Annotated in this window: 14 protein-coding genes and 2 tRNA genes; 1 reads left to right on the top strand and 15 read right to left on the bottom strand. The window is 40.1% G+C overall.

The features are described 5' to 3' along the window. Positions 1 to 70: 70 nt before the first annotated feature. The 5 genes from J1C91_RS02030 to J1C91_RS02010 all read right to left on the bottom strand — a co-directional run bounded on the left by J1C91_RS02030 (position 71) and on the right by J1C91_RS02010 (position 3,675). Positions 71 to 1,735, bottom strand: coding sequence for a DAK2 domain-containing protein (locus tag J1C91_RS02030; RefSeq protein WP_002908832.1), 1,665 nt, complete (start codon positions 1,733 to 1,735; stop codon positions 71 to 73). Positions 1,736 to 1,737: 2 nt separating this feature from the next. Beyond that, complete coding sequence (locus J1C91_RS02025) at positions 1,738 to 2,103, bottom strand: Asp23/Gls24 family envelope stress response protein (RefSeq protein WP_002893676.1); 366 nt, start codon at positions 2,101 to 2,103, stop codon at positions 1,738 to 1,740. A 142-nt stretch (positions 2,104 to 2,245) separates the two neighbouring features. Continuing rightward, the gene (gene rpmB / locus J1C91_RS02020; protein ID WP_001140948.1) at positions 2,246 to 2,434 is read right to left on the bottom strand and encodes a 50S ribosomal protein L28; all 189 of its coding nucleotides are present in this window, start codon (positions 2,432 to 2,434) and stop codon (positions 2,246 to 2,248) included. Between the two features lie 126 nt (positions 2,435 to 2,560). Then, a complete protein-coding gene (locus J1C91_RS02015; RefSeq protein WP_002905297.1) occupies positions 2,561 to 3,223 on the bottom strand; it encodes a LiaF transmembrane domain-containing protein in 663 nt (220 codons plus the stop codon). Between the two features lie 5 nt (positions 3,224 to 3,228). Next, positions 3,229 to 3,675: a LytTR family DNA-binding domain-containing protein gene (locus J1C91_RS02010; protein ID WP_023917202.1), complete on the bottom strand. Its 447-nt coding sequence runs from the start codon at positions 3,673 to 3,675 to the stop codon at positions 3,229 to 3,231. Positions 3,676 to 3,947: 272 nt separating this feature from the next. Between J1C91_RS02010 and J1C91_RS02005 the strand changes: the two genes are divergently transcribed. Next, positions 3,948 to 4,211, top strand: coding sequence for a SemiSWEET family transporter (locus J1C91_RS02005; protein ID WP_002902394.1), 264 nt, complete (start codon positions 3,948 to 3,950; stop codon positions 4,209 to 4,211). Between the two features lie 52 nt (positions 4,212 to 4,263). On the opposite strand, the gene J1C91_RS02000 is transcribed toward J1C91_RS02005, so the two are convergent. From J1C91_RS02000 to J1C91_RS01955, 10 genes are all read right to left on the bottom strand, one after another. Next, positions 4,264 to 4,336: transfer RNA gene (locus tag J1C91_RS02000), tRNA-Thr, on the bottom strand. A gap of 51 nt (positions 4,337 to 4,387) precedes the next feature. Beyond that, complete coding sequence (locus J1C91_RS01995) at positions 4,388 to 4,846, bottom strand: GNAT family N-acetyltransferase (RefSeq protein WP_002902392.1); 459 nt, start codon at positions 4,844 to 4,846, stop codon at positions 4,388 to 4,390. A 50-nt stretch (positions 4,847 to 4,896) separates the two neighbouring features. Continuing rightward, on the bottom strand, positions 4,897 to 5,682 hold the full coding sequence (locus J1C91_RS01990; RefSeq protein ID WP_002905302.1) for an ABC transporter permease: 786 nt from the start codon (positions 5,680 to 5,682) through the stop codon (positions 4,897 to 4,899). Position 5,683: 1 nt separating this feature from the next. Beyond that, on the bottom strand, positions 5,684 to 6,502 hold the full coding sequence (locus tag J1C91_RS01985; RefSeq protein WP_125439252.1) for an ABC transporter permease: 819 nt from the start codon (positions 6,500 to 6,502) through the stop codon (positions 5,684 to 5,686). A 1-nt stretch (position 6,503) separates the two neighbouring features. After that, positions 6,504 to 7,496, bottom strand: coding sequence for an ABC transporter ATP-binding protein (locus J1C91_RS01980; protein WP_125439250.1), 993 nt, complete (start codon positions 7,494 to 7,496; stop codon positions 6,504 to 6,506). 302 nt (positions 7,497 to 7,798) lie between these two features. After that, positions 7,799 to 8,716: a metal ABC transporter solute-binding protein, Zn/Mn family gene (locus J1C91_RS01975; protein WP_125439248.1), complete on the bottom strand. Its 918-nt coding sequence runs from the start codon at positions 8,714 to 8,716 to the stop codon at positions 7,799 to 7,801. 20 nt (positions 8,717 to 8,736) lie between these two features. After that, positions 8,737 to 11,169 (bottom strand): pneumococcal-type histidine triad protein, encoded by a 2,433-nt coding sequence (locus J1C91_RS01970; protein WP_125337935.1) that lies wholly within the window; start codon positions 11,167 to 11,169, stop codon positions 8,737 to 8,739. 319 nt (positions 11,170 to 11,488) lie between these two features. Continuing rightward, the gene (locus tag J1C91_RS01965; protein ID WP_125439246.1) at positions 11,489 to 12,370 is read right to left on the bottom strand and encodes a class II fructose-bisphosphate aldolase; all 882 of its coding nucleotides are present in this window, start codon (positions 12,368 to 12,370) and stop codon (positions 11,489 to 11,491) included. A 177-nt stretch (positions 12,371 to 12,547) separates the two neighbouring features. Then, a tRNA-Leu gene (locus tag J1C91_RS01960) sits at positions 12,548 to 12,633 on the bottom strand. Positions 12,634 to 12,777: 144 nt separating this feature from the next. Next, positions 12,778 to 13,188 (bottom strand): GyrI-like domain-containing protein, encoded by a 411-nt coding sequence (locus tag J1C91_RS01955; RefSeq protein WP_125330349.1) that lies wholly within the window; start codon positions 13,186 to 13,188, stop codon positions 12,778 to 12,780. Positions 13,189 to 13,237: the final 49 nt, after the last annotated feature.

Raw genomic sequence — 13,237 nt, 5'->3', positions numbered from 1 at the left:
TAATACCAGTTTCTTGTCTAAGTATTTTCTACAAAATGACAAAAGGCAACCTTTCGATTGCCTTTTTATGCTATTCAACACTAAAAATATATGGATAAACCGGCTGACTGCCCTGATGAATTTCTACTTCTACATCCTCGAATTGTTCCATCAAATCTTGAGCAAGACTGCTAGCCAACTCTTCGCTACCGTCTTCACCGATATAGATAGAGACAATCTCACTATCTTCATTGAGCATCTTGCTGAATGTTTCTTTCAAAGCTGTCAGCATATCTGGATTAGAAACAACAATCTTACCATCCACCATACCGAGGTTGTCATTCTCATGAATTTCCAAGCCATCAATCGTCGTATCGCGAACCGCAGTCGTCACGCTGCCGCTGACTACTTCTGACAAGGCTGCAGTCATACGCTCTTGGTTTTCCTCGATAGTCTTGCCGCCATCAAAAGCTAGGAGACTGGTCAAGCCTTGAGGGATTGTGCGAGTCTCAATAACAGCTGCAGGCTGTTCAATCACTTCTGCTGCTGATTGGGCTGCCATGAAGATGTTTTTATTGTTTGGCAAGATAATAATATTGCGAGCATTGACTTGCTCCACAGCTTTGATGAAGTCTTCCGTTGATGGGTTCATAGTTTGCCCGCCAGAGATGATGTAGTCAACTCCCTGAGCCTTAAAGATTTCAGCCAGACCTTCACCAGCCACTACAGCGATAATCGCAAACTCTTTTTCTTGAGCCGGTTTAGCTGAGCGCTCTTCCTTTTCAACCTGTGCTTCGTGCTGGTTGCGCATATTGTCAACCTTGACCTTGACCAAACTACCGTACTTGAGACCTTCCTGCATAACCAGTCCTGGATCTTCGGTATGGACATGGACTTTGACGATTTCATCATCGTTGACTACCAACAGGGAATCTCCCAAATCATTGAGGTAGTTGCGAAATTCATCATAATCAAAGTCTTTTACATAGGTTGGACCTGTCTTGAGAGCCACCATGATTTCTGTACAGTAGCCGTAAGTGATATCCTCTGTTGCCACATGGCCAGCTACAGACTTATGATGCTCAGCATTGATCATCTCAGACATGGTCGCAGGTGTCGCCACAAAGTCCTCAGAAGCGATATATTCGCCTGTAAGAGCAGACAAGAAACCTTCGTAGATAAAGACCAACCCTTGACCGCCAGAGTCCACAACGCCGACTTCTTTCAGAACCGGCAGCATATCCGGTGTCTTAGCCAAAGCAGCCTTTGCTCCTTCAAGAGCTGCTTTCATAACTTCTACAGCATCATTAGTGACTTCAGCTTTCTTCTTGGCACCAATCGCTGCACCGCGGGAAACAGTCAAAATTGTTCCCTCAACCGGCTTCATAACTGCCTTGTAAGCCACTTCTACACCAGACTGAAAGGCCAGTGCTAAATCTTCACCAGTCAGCTCTTCATGCTCCTTCACGCTTTGAGAAAAACCGCGGAAAAGCTGGGAAGTGATAACTCCTGAGTTACCACGCGCGCCCATCAAAAGACCTTTCGCAAAGATGCCTGCCGCTTCGCCAACTGTTGAAGCAGACTTATCTGACACTTCCTTAGCACCATTTTCAATAGTCATACCCATGTTGGTACCTGTATCACCATCTGGAACCGGGAAGACATTCAAAGAGTTTACATATTCAGCCTGTTTATTTAAGCGAGTAGATGCTGCTTGCACCATTTCTTGGAATAAACTAGTAGTAATATTTGCCACGATTATTCTCCTACGACTTTAATATTTTGGATATAAACATTCACTGCATGGGCAGTAATTCCGAGCTTGTTTTCCAAACTGAATTTAACACGCTCTTGGATGTTTTTGGAAACTTCGCTGATTTTGACTCCATAACTTAACACAGTGTAGACATCAACTGCGATATCACCTTCATCAGTCGCTTTCACAACCACGCCCTTAGCATAGTTTTCTTTTCCTAAAAGGGCTTGAAAATTATCCTTGATTGCATTTTTGCTGGCCATGCCAACTACACCAAAAATTTCAGTCGCTGCACCTCCGACGATTGTCGCAATAACGTCATCAGTCAGCTCAATTTGACCATCTTTTGTATTAATTTTCACAGTCATAATTTGTACCTCAAAAGTATTTTATAGTTTATTCTACCATATTTTATACAGGGTGTAAAAGAGGAAGGGTCTAAATCAACTGTCTAGGCGGAAATTTCAAAGCAAAAAAAGGACGGAAAATTCCATCCTTTTTAAATAAAGATTAAACGCGTTCAACTTTACCTGATTTAAGGGCACGAGCTGAAGCCCAAACTTTTTTAGGTTTACCGTCAATCAAAACAGTAACTTTTTGAAGATTTGGTTTAACAGCGCGTTTTGTTTGGTTCATCGCGTGAGAGCGGTTGTTTCCTGATACAGTCTTACGACCAGTAAAGTAACATACTTTAGCCATTATCGTGTTTCCTCCTATTAGATCTAATATTACGGATGTGCTAGCACCACATACCTTCCTATATTACCAAAAAACTTGACGTTTGACAAGTACATTTGTCCAAAGTTTCGAAATTAATCCGTTTTCCTAAACATAGCTAATCTTCAAAGAGCCGAAAGCCACGTTGCCTTTGACATAGAGAGTTTTTCTCTTTTCATTGACATTGCGGGGATTGTAGACAGAGCCAAAGGCATTATCTACATCCAGCTCTACACGCCAGTCGCTGGGCACATAAAGCATCACACTGCCAAAAGACAGATCCACTTCAAAAGTTGCTGAGTCCCCTTCGATAGTCGCATTATCAAAATAAACCGATGCACTGCCAAAAGCACAGTCTAACTTTTCATAGGTGAAGTTATCTGAGTTGATATAGCGCGTGCCGCTGCCAAAAGCAATATCATCTTTTGAGGAAGAAGAGGCAGTTGAGAAGATACGCCCCTTAAAAATGCGCCGGGGCTTGAAAATCATATTGAGACCGATGCAAGCCAGAATACCACCCAAAACCAAGGTTCCTGTTGAAATAGCTAAAAAGTGGTAAACGGCATTGGCAATAATCAGCGCAATAACTGCCATGATCAGCCCAGTGCCAAAGTCTCTTTCTAAGAAATTTTCCAAGGCGAAATAGGCAAACATTGCAACTACTAGCATGGGCCAAATATTAAAATTGAAGGCAGGAATCCCAAAATTCCCCTGCAGCAGAACCCAAGCTGCCAAGACTAAAAAGCCGATTCCAAAAATTGTTTTTTTCATGAAAATTACCTCGTTTCGTTTAACTTTTCTTTTAAAATTTGATAGTAGTGTCGGGAAACGTGCACTTGTTTATGTGTGTCATAAAATTGGATAGTACTGGTTCCCGAAAATGATTTATCCAAAGCGTAAATAGCCTTGGCATTGGCAATAGTAGACTTTGAAATGCGACAGAAATATGCCGGAAGTCTCTCTTCTAATTCGTATAGCTTCAATTTGACTTCATAAGCATCATCCCTGCTATGAGCATAAATTTTGGTAGCATCCGTTTCAAAAAATAAAATATTCTTCAAATCGACAAAATATTCACTTGTATCCTTATAGAAAGCTATCGGTTGACGGTTGGCTTGTTCAAGAGCTGCTTGAATCCGAGCCACCTCTTCACCATATTGAGCCGTTCGGATAACGACTTCAGTTTCTGCCATATCTGTATCAAGCTCAATCCTAATCTTCATAGCCACTCCTTTCCTTGCTTCTGACTTCATTATAACAATTTTCAAAAAAGAAACAAGGCATTTTCAGTAAGTGGTTATTTTTGATAACTAAGTGGTAGCTTACCCTTCTCAAAAAATGTTAAGCAAATTTGATTTCTCATCCTAGACTCTCCAATAGATTCGTTTAGTATAAAAGCACGACTTACACATATTGAATATCTGTCTTATTTTATGATCAAACAAATTTGAAAACTTTTTTCCTTCTGATATAATAGTACCTCAGGAGGTACTATATGTCTAAACAAAAAATTAATCGCTTTGTCGGATCTATTGGAGCTTTTATTGGGATTCTTGTCTTTATTGCATATATTCCACAAATTATCGCTAACTTGCAAGGAGAAAAAGCTCAACCATTCCAACCACTATTCGCAGCAGTTTCTTGTTTAATTTGGGTAATCTATGGTTGGACCAAAGAACCTAAAAAAGACTGGATCCTTATCATTCCCAATGCGGCAGGAGTGATATTAGGCGGTCTAACTTTTCTTACTTCTTTATAAGAATTAGATAAACAAAACCAGCAACCCATGAAAAAGTTGCTGGTTTTCTTTCTGCCGATTGCAGGGATCGAACCTGTGACCTACGCGTTACGAGTGCGTTGCTCTACCAACTGAGCTAAATCGGCGTCTTTTCCCCTTTATTTTAGCATCTTGAGTTTTTTTGTCAAGTTAGAATTTCACAATTTCTTAACCCAAATCAAACAAGGGTTGCTTTTATCCCAAAGTTCAGGAAAAATTTCTAACTTTTTAAAGCCCTGAGCCTGATAAAAAGCGTTAGTTCTGTCATAGGTAGGATAATAACCTGGTGCTACCGTTTTTACTTGCAGATAGGATGCTTTTTGACGAGCAGATTTTTCTAAAACTTCTAGAAGTTGACTACCAATTCCCGCTCTATGATAGAATTTCTTAACAGCTAAGCAGTCAATCTCTGCACAATCTTCACTAGAATAAGATAAGCTTACAAAGCCAGCCAATTTACTCTCCTGATAAGCAACCCAAACTTGTAAATCCCTAGCTCCTTCAATGTAAGCTTGTGTACTTTCAGGTATTCCAAACCATTCTGGTAGATCCTTTAAAACTTCACTGACTGCTATCATCTTTTGTTTTTCTTCCTTCACTTCTTCAATCGCTACCATCTTTAAATCCTTTCATGTTTTAAGCTTTAGGACTAAACATATTTTCCATCTTACGAACCCGCACTTTCGTAGGCATCCAATCCCCTATCCCAGAGTTTGAGCGAAATGAAAAAGAAAACAAGGGAAATCAGAATCAAACCACCAATGTTAAAGAGCCCATTTTTGTCCTGCAAGAAATAGCTAGCAGGATAGTAGGCTGTAAAAGCAAAAGGAACGATAAAACTAATCAACCAACGAAGGAGCGAATTGTAAATGGAAATCGGGTACTTGGCAAAATCATTAAACATATAGAAAATGTAAATCATAGCACCTGACTGCTTGGTCCAAAAAGCGATACTGGCTGTCGCGATTTTCAAAGAAGTATAAATCAGGGTCGCAAAAGGAATGCAGACTAGGAAAAGCAAGAACTTGGGAATAGTCCAAGTAATGCTAGAGAACGTTGTCGCTAGTAAAATTCCACCGACCAAGAGCTCACCCAAGGCATCAATCTGAAAAGTCTCGACTAGGATGTGAAAGAGAGGATTGATAGGACGAGTCAGATACTTGTCAAACTCTCCCTTTCTCACCAATCGTTGCCCCAGTGCCCAGAGATTGTCAAAAAAGAGATGGTCCAGTCCCTTGGGAATCAAGGAAAAACCATAGATAAAGGCAATCTCTTGAAAGGTCCAGCCTTCTAGCGAGGGGATGTGTTGAAAGATGACATTGAGAAACAAGAGGTTCAAGCCTTGGGTCAGGAAGACACCTAAAACACCAACCACAAAATCAACCTTGTATTCCATGATTTGCTTGATGTACTGTCTGATAAAAATCAGATGCATGCGCTGATATTTTTTCATACTAACCTCCTTGAATGGTGATAAATGACTGGACTCTTTTCCAAATCAACTGAGACAAGCCAACCATCACTAAAAGCCAAAACAACTGCAGGAAAAGAGCCTGAAGAATCTGACTGGTATCGTATTTCCCAACAAGGATCATGACTGGAGTGTAAATCAAGGATGAAAAAGGCAAGAAGGACAGGATATCTGAAACTACCTTAGGAAAGAAAGCCAAAGGAATCAAGCTCCCCGACATAAAGGCAATCAGAGAATTCTTGAGCAGATTAGAGCCCCATAGATTTTTAAAAACAAAAGCTGAAAATCCAAAGCAGATATTAAAGAAAAAGTTAATCAGATAGGCTAGGGTTAAGCTAAAAAGATATAGTGCAGTTAAACCCAACACTTCTACAATGCCTTGCCCAGATAAGATTTTCATCAGAAAAATAACACTTAAAAATGGAAGTCCAACGCTGACAAAAATTAACCACTTGGAACCAAGCTCGGTGAAGAGATAAGAGGCCGCAAAGTGCACCGGTCTCAGCAAGCGCATGATAATGGAGCCATCCTTGACCTCCTCTCCAATCATAAAAGAAGAATCCGACTTGGTCAAAAGATTAGTCACAAAACTCATGATGATATAGAGGGTGATATCCGCCATGCTGAAGCCCTGAATCAAAGACTCTTGCGACGAATCAAAGACTGCCTTCCAAAGATAAAAAGCAACAAAGGCCCCCATGACATCGCCAATCCGATAGAGAATAAAGTTGACTCGATAGGTAATCAACTCCTGAATCCCTGCATTGATAAAGGGTTTATAACGTCTCCACAATTTGACCATCTTAGAGCTCCTTTCGGTAGAAGCGACGGATAATATCCTCAATATCCGTATCCACCATCTTCAAATCACGGATTTCAAAATCAGACAAGGTTTGCTTGATAATATCTGCCGTCTGGTAGCGGGAACTATCGAATTCAATATTGAGACTGTTTCCTTGTCTATCAATGGTCATGTCAGGCAGTCCTTCATAGTGAGAAACTAGGTGACTTTGACCTGGTAGTAGTTCAAAGGAAAGAGTCTTCATCTTGCCAAAGGTTTCTTTAAGCTGGCTCACCGTTCCATCAAAAATCTCCTGCCCCTTGTCAATCATAAAAATTCGATCACAGAGTTGCTCAATATCACTCAAATCGTGAGTAGTCAATAGAATGGTTGTTTCTCCTTCCTGATTGATCTGGGTGATGGCCCGGCGAATGTTGTCCTTAACCGAAACATCCAAACCAATGGTCGGCTCATCTAAAAAGAGAACCTTGGGATTGTGGAGCAAGGAAGCCGCAATGTCCGCCCGCATCCGTTGACCAAGTGAAAGAGTCCGCACGGGATCCTTGATAAATTCCTTCAAATCCAAAACTTCATTCAAAAAGTCCATGCGCTTATGGAAAAGCGAGTCAGGCACATCATAAATCTCTTTCAAGACAGTATAGGTCTCTTGCAGTGCCAAATCCCACCATAGCTGGGTTCGTTGCCCGAAGACCACTCCAATATCCTTGACATAGTCTTGACGATTATCCTGCGGAATTTTACCGTTGATTCGACACAAACCAGATGTCGGTTTCAAAATCCCTGTCAGCATTTTAATGGTTGTTGACTTCCCAGCACCATTGGCCCCGATAAAGCCTAAAATCTGCCCTTTTGGAACCTCAAAGGTCAAATCCTTGACCGCTTCAAAAGTCTGCTTTTCAGGATGGATAAAGGAGCGCAAAGCTCCTTTCAAACCTGGTTCCTTAACTGTCTTCACAAAATTTTTCTGAAGATGTTCTACTTCTATCATTGCCATATCTATCTCCGCTATCGTAAGGAATAGAAAATCGTATTTTCAAACACAAGTATTCTAAATCCTTACTTTCTACACCTTCTAACTTTTATTATTACAGAAGGCTTTATACCAACCTATTATAGTCCAACAAAAAATAGAATGCAAGCGTTTGCCTATAGATCATGAAATTGAAAATTTCTCTCTTAAAATAATACTTTTAATACAAACTTCTGGTTTAATAGTTTCCTTAAAACACCAAAAAAACCTACCCTTATGGGCAGGTTTCCGTTTTGTAGTCTTCAGCTAGATTAAGCATTAACTTCTCATTTCAATTCTTTAGCCAAGATACTCATGTTTTCTTCTAGATTCTCTAGGTAGTTTTTATCATTTTGGGGATCGGCTTCTAAAGGATTGAGAGTTTTCAGTCTGACTCCCGTTGACTTGACGAGCGTTTCTGCCACTTTCGACGATGCATTGCTTTCGGTAAAAATCGTTTTAACTTTATATGTTTTCACAAATTCTTGAATTTCAGTAAGCTGCCTTGCATTTGGCTCTTGTTCAGGAGAAATCCCTGCAATACCTAGCTGCTGCAAACCAAACCGCTTTGCTAAATACGAGAACGCAGTATGTTGAGTGACGAAAGTCTTTTGCTTAGCCTTTTCAAAGATTGGTTGGTATTTTTTGGTCAATTCTTGAGCTTTAGAAATGAATTTCTTAGCATTTTTTTGATATATTTCCTTGTGTTCTTTATCAAGTTCAGATAGCTTATCCGCAATAATCTGCGCTTCTTCACCAGCTTTTTCAGGATCTAGCCAGGTATGAGGATCGTAAAGAGTTTTTTCATCGATTCCTTCGCCAGCTTCCACGTCTTCCAAACCTGGTACACGTTCCAAGGGCATTCCTTCGGAAGCTTCAAGTACTTTCACCTTAGATTTTTGCAAATTTGGATCCAAGCTCCCCGCCCACGACTCTAAGGTATGTGAATGATAGACAAAAACATCCGCATCATAGATAGCAGCTACATCATTAGCCGATGGTTCAAATGAATGGATCCCTGTACTAGATTGAATCATGCGAACATCATTCAAATCACCAGATACTTCTTTAACCATGGCATAAACCGGATAAAAACTGGTCACAATCTTCAAACCTTTAGCTTGTTGTTCTTCTTTCTGAGTACACGCTCCCAGCATCAAAGCTAGTATACTCAGCATTAGTAATACTGCAGTTCTTTTTTTCATACAATACTCCTTCACCTCAGCTAATCAGTTACTGCTGTACTTGACACAGAAGCTGAAGAAGCAGATTGCAGCAAGGCTAGCAATTTTTCTACTTCTGCCATGATGTTATTATTATCCATAGTCCCTAAATTAAGATTATTTCGCAATCCTGTTAAGGTCTCAGTTGCATTGGATTTCAAACTTGGATCCGTCGTCTTTTCAAGTAAGTCTTCCGCCTCTTGCAACTTAGCTTCTACTTTAGCAGTTTCAACTTGAGGTACTTCTGGCTCAGTTGGTGTTTCCTCTTCAACTTCTTCCTGAGGTTTCTCTGGGCTAACAGCATCCTCCTTGTCATCTTTTTTACCTAAAACATGATCACTTGCATTCCCCCATCCATCGCTAGACTGTGGTCGCTCATCTGGATGTTCAACATAATACTTGATAGTTGCAAATAAATCCTCTAATGTATAGCCATTAGGAGCTCGGTAAGTCTTATCATCGAACCAAGCAAATTTGATGTTGTGGTAGTGATCCTTATGAGGGATAATCAGATTACCATTTTTTACTGCTACAGTATGCTCAACATTGTAAGGCAGACGAACGAGTGGTATCCGTTTCTCTCCTTGAACACGTTCGTAGATAGCAGCCGCACTTTCTCCACTTGGATTGGCTTTGGAATCATCTGTTGGTGCAGGTGGAAGCAGACCTTTTTCTTTAGTATACGCCTGAGCAGCTGCTTTTTCTTTAGCTGAAAGACTATCTTTTCCTATCCAGTGACTGTGTCCCATATGAGGGGTTACATAAGCATCTCCTTCGTCACTGATAATATCCCGGGCATCAAAGATATATCCATCAGATGTCGTATATTTGTCAGCCAGCTGGGCTACTCGAACTTCGGTTTCAGTATACTCAATCTGTGAATTTGCTTTGCCTAGACGTTCTGGATGATTGATAGGCGCAAGAAATGCTAATAAGTCATCAATTAATTGCACCTTATCACTTGTTTCATCATTTAAACGCTTCACTAAATCATCCAAGGCTTGAAAATCTGACAAACGTCCCTTATTATCTAGTAATTGCTGATGGGTCTGACCCAGAAGACCATATACCTTATCATAAAACTCTTGATCTTTCGGTTCAACTGATTCTTTCTTAGCTTGTAGGACATGAGGTATGCTTTTCTGCTTCGCCAATTTATTTTCAATCGCTGTAATAATCTCTTTAGGCAAATCTTTAGCTAAAAGATAGCGGGACACTCCTTTATCCTCTAGCACATAACCGTCAGCTATTTTCCTAACGACCTGCTGGATTAAATCCTTATCCAATGAAGCCGCATGTTCCAAATTTAACTTTGGAGGAAGAATCGGTTTTAAAGCTGGTTGAGATGGAGTTAGTATCGGAGTTGGTATAGGTCTATAAGGTGTCAATCCTAACATAGGTTTATTAGGCTGACTTATAAGAGGAATTGTCCGAGCAAGCTTTTCTTCCAATGCCGACATTTGTGTATAAGGAATAAAGTGATAATGATTACCATGCGGCACTGCTACTCCATTTTGTGTTCGACTAGTAATTTGTGCTGGATCAAAGATCAAGCCATCTGATTCAACATGACGCTGACTAAGTGGAAGATTATAAAGTTGCTGAAGGAGACCCTTAACATCTTCTCCTTGACTCGGTTGATAGTTGTTTGAAATTTGAGTAACAGTAGGTTGTGTCTGTATCCAGCCACCGTTTCCATTATTATACGAACGGCTGACTACAGTACTAGCTACTTTTCCTCTACCTGATAGATAAGCTTGAGCTGCAGCTAGCTCACTAGGCGACAAATCACTCTTTGGGATATAGTGAAAATGATCACCATGAGGTACGATATAGGCATCTCCCGTATCCTCAATAATGTCTGAAGCATTAAAAACATAGCCATCATCTGTTGTATAACGGCCTTGAGCTCTAGCTGCTGCTACTTCATTGCTTATTTTCGTAACATTATGACCATGTTCCTGCTTTTGACGATTAATCTCTTCCTTACTGCGAATATTATCCGCGCGAGCTATATCTTTCAGATAAACATAATATTGGCCATTAACCTTGATAACATATCCACCCTTGACTTCATTGACAATATCCTCAGCCCTAAGTTGATAGTTGGGATCTTTCATCAAAAGATCTTCGCTGAAAATAGCATCATATGGAACTTTCCCATTATAATAATGATAGTGATCACCATGAGAAGTGACATAACCCTGATCAGTAATCTTGATAACAATCTGCTCCGCGTTAATCCCTTCTTTTTTGCTTACTTCGTCAGGCGTTAACTCCTCAGACTTTTGAACAGCTTGCTTACCATCAATATAGCTAACACGATTGGATTTTTTAATCGAACTGTTTGCCTGATAATAACCTAGCTGATGAGCAAAAAGACCCACAGTAGCAATGACAACAATTCCTGTTAAGTATTTCTTATTTTTTTCCATTGGATATCACTTTCTTTTTTGATTACATAGAATTCGCTAAAACCTATCACAATTTATAATTAACTCATAATATACCCCCAAAGAAATCATCTAAATATTTTTTCTATAAAATATAGAAGAAACTCAATTTTTAACAACTTACTAAACTAATTAACCAGTTAATTAACTGGTTAATATTTTACTCCTCATCATCTAATCTGTCAAGATTTTTTTATTAGATTGTAAGAAAAATATTATTTATTCTTTACTTGTCCAATTGTCATAATACAAAAAAAGCTTATCCTTTCGGATAAACTTTTTTAAAAATATATCAAGCTTCTTATGCTTTACCTTCTGAACCGAATACATCGATACGTTCTTCAACTGATGCTTGGATGGCTTTTACACCGTCAGCCAAGAATTTACGTGGGTCGAAGAGTTTCTTCTTATCGTATTCTGCTTCGTTTGCTTCATAGTCACGAGCGAATGCACGAGTTGCGTTAGCGAATGCGATTTGGCATTCAGTGTTAACGTTAACTTTCGCAACACCAAGTTTGATAGCTGCTTGGATTTGGTCATCAGGAATACCTGAACCACCGTGCAATACGATTGGGAAGCCTGGAAGAGCTTCTGTCAATTTCTTCAAGTGGTCAAGGTCAAGACCTTCCCAGTTTGCTGGGTATGGGCCGTGGATGTTACCGATACCTGCTGCCAAGAAGTCGATTCCAGTTTCAACCATTGCTTTAGCGTCTTCGATTGGAGCCAATTCACCTTTACCAATGATACCGTCTTCTTCACCACCGATAGTACCAACTTCAGCTTCTACTGAGATACCTTTAGCGTGTGCATTTTCAACGACTTCCTTAGCCAATTTAAGGTTTTCTTCTACTGGAAGGTGTGAACCATCAAACATGATAGAAGTGTAACCAACTTCGATACACTCAAGTGCATCTTCGTAGTGACCATGGTCCAAGTGAATCGCAACTGGTACAGTGATGCCCATTGATTCTACAAGGTTAGCGATCAAGTTACGAGCAACTTTGTAGCCACCCATGTATTTAGCAGCACCCATTGAAGTTTGGATAAGCACTGGTGCTTTCTTTGCTTCTGCCGCACGCAGGATAGCTTGAGTCCACTCAAGGTTGTTTGTGTTGAATCCACCAACTGCGTAACCATTGTCACGAGCTGCTTGGACAAATTTTTCTGCTGAAACGATTGCCATTCTTATCAGGCCTCCTCTTATTTTTTGTGGTTAAACCACTTACATTGTTTATTTTATCACTTTTTCACTAAAATTGCTAGTTTTTCCTGAAATTTTAAAGAATTACAGGGAGACACTCAGCCTTTTTAAGCGTCTCTAGTGGAAAAAGAAAAAGCTGACCAAAGTCAGCTTACTTGATGCGGAGAGAGGGACTTGAACCCTCACGACCTAAAGCGGTCACAGGATCCTTAGTCCTGCGCGTCTGCCAATTCCGCCATCCCCGCGATTGAGTACCTTACTAGTATAACAGGACAGCTAAGGCTTGTCAAGAAAATTTTTGACTTTATTTCAAAAAATCAACTTTCTACTCAATCAGCAAAATTGGAAAATTTAAGCGAAAATGAAGCTAAGGAAGGAACACAGAAAACTCAAGGTTGCTGAGTCGCAATAAAGACAGCCACCGTTTGGTCGGGATCGTATTTTTCAAAGTCAATAGTATAATCTCGATGAAGCTCACCTGTTTCTTCTGCCTGCCAAATCCTCTGCCAAGCATGAAGAATCGCTTGAGGATCCTCCTTATCAGCCTCAAATACTTGATAGGTCTGCTCGGATGTGTCAAAATCATAGACTTCCCCATCTGTCAAACGGCAGATAGAGAGACTATAGTCTCCTTTGTAATCACTAGCATAGTCATGATAGACAGCATAAACCGGTTCCCCTTGGGCAAAAGCTTCTTTCACAGCCCCCTCTTGTTCCTGCCAGAGAGCTTGGATTTTTTCTATACAATGCTCATCTTGGAAATTATTAGTACGAATACTAGCTAAAATGTTTAGAAACATCTTCTTCCCTCCTTTTGTTTTTCATTATAACATTTCTCTAAAAAAGTCG

Origin of the sequence: Streptococcus sanguinis (assembly GCF_050222175.1) — a bacterium.
GTDB lineage: Bacteria > Bacillota > Bacilli > Lactobacillales > Streptococcaceae > Streptococcus > Streptococcus sanguinis_M.
Note: the sequence above shows the minus strand (reverse complement) of the source record. Positions and strands in the feature narration are given on the sequence as shown.

What these genes read in the sequence shown, in the direction of transcription:
- J1C91_RS01990 (WP_002905302.1), bottom strand. Translation starts at nt 5,682, where the DNA reads ATGAAAAAATATCAGCGCATGCATCTGATTTTTATCAGACAGTACATC.
- J1C91_RS01955 (WP_125330349.1), bottom strand. Translation starts at nt 13,188, where the DNA reads ATGTTTCTAAACATTTTAGCTAGTATTCGTACTAATAATTTCCAAGAT.
- rpmB (WP_001140948.1), bottom strand. Translation starts at nt 2,434, where the DNA reads ATGGCTAAAGTATGTTACTTTACTGGTCGTAAGACTGTATCAGGAAAC.
- J1C91_RS01980 (WP_125439250.1), bottom strand. Translation starts at nt 7,496, where the DNA reads ATGGCAATGATAGAAGTAGAACATCTTCAGAAAAATTTTGTGAAGACA.
- J1C91_RS02015 (WP_002905297.1), bottom strand. Translation starts at nt 3,223, where the DNA reads ATGAAAAAAACAATTTTTGGAATCGGCTTTTTAGTCTTGGCAGCTTGG.
- J1C91_RS01995 (WP_002902392.1), bottom strand. Translation starts at nt 4,846, where the DNA reads ATGGTAGCGATTGAAGAAGTGAAGGAAGAAAAACAAAAGATGATAGCA.
- J1C91_RS01965 (WP_125439246.1), bottom strand. Translation starts at nt 12,370, where the DNA reads ATGGCAATCGTTTCAGCAGAAAAATTTGTCCAAGCAGCTCGTGACAAT.
- J1C91_RS01975 (WP_125439248.1), bottom strand. Translation starts at nt 8,716, where the DNA reads ATGAAAAAAAGAACTGCAGTATTACTAATGCTGAGTATACTAGCTTTG.
- J1C91_RS02025 (WP_002893676.1), bottom strand. Translation starts at nt 2,103, where the DNA reads ATGACTGTGAAAATTAATACAAAAGATGGTCAAATTGAGCTGACTGAT.
- J1C91_RS02005 (WP_002902394.1), top strand. Translation starts at nt 3,948, where the DNA reads ATGTCTAAACAAAAAATTAATCGCTTTGTCGGATCTATTGGAGCTTTT.
- J1C91_RS01985 (WP_125439252.1), bottom strand. Translation starts at nt 6,502, where the DNA reads ATGGTCAAATTGTGGAGACGTTATAAACCCTTTATCAATGCAGGGATT.
- J1C91_RS01970 (WP_125337935.1), bottom strand. Translation starts at nt 11,169, where the DNA reads ATGGAAAAAAATAAGAAATACTTAACAGGAATTGTTGTCATTGCTACT.
- J1C91_RS02010 (WP_023917202.1), bottom strand. Translation starts at nt 3,675, where the DNA reads ATGAAGATTAGGATTGAGCTTGATACAGATATGGCAGAAACTGAAGTC.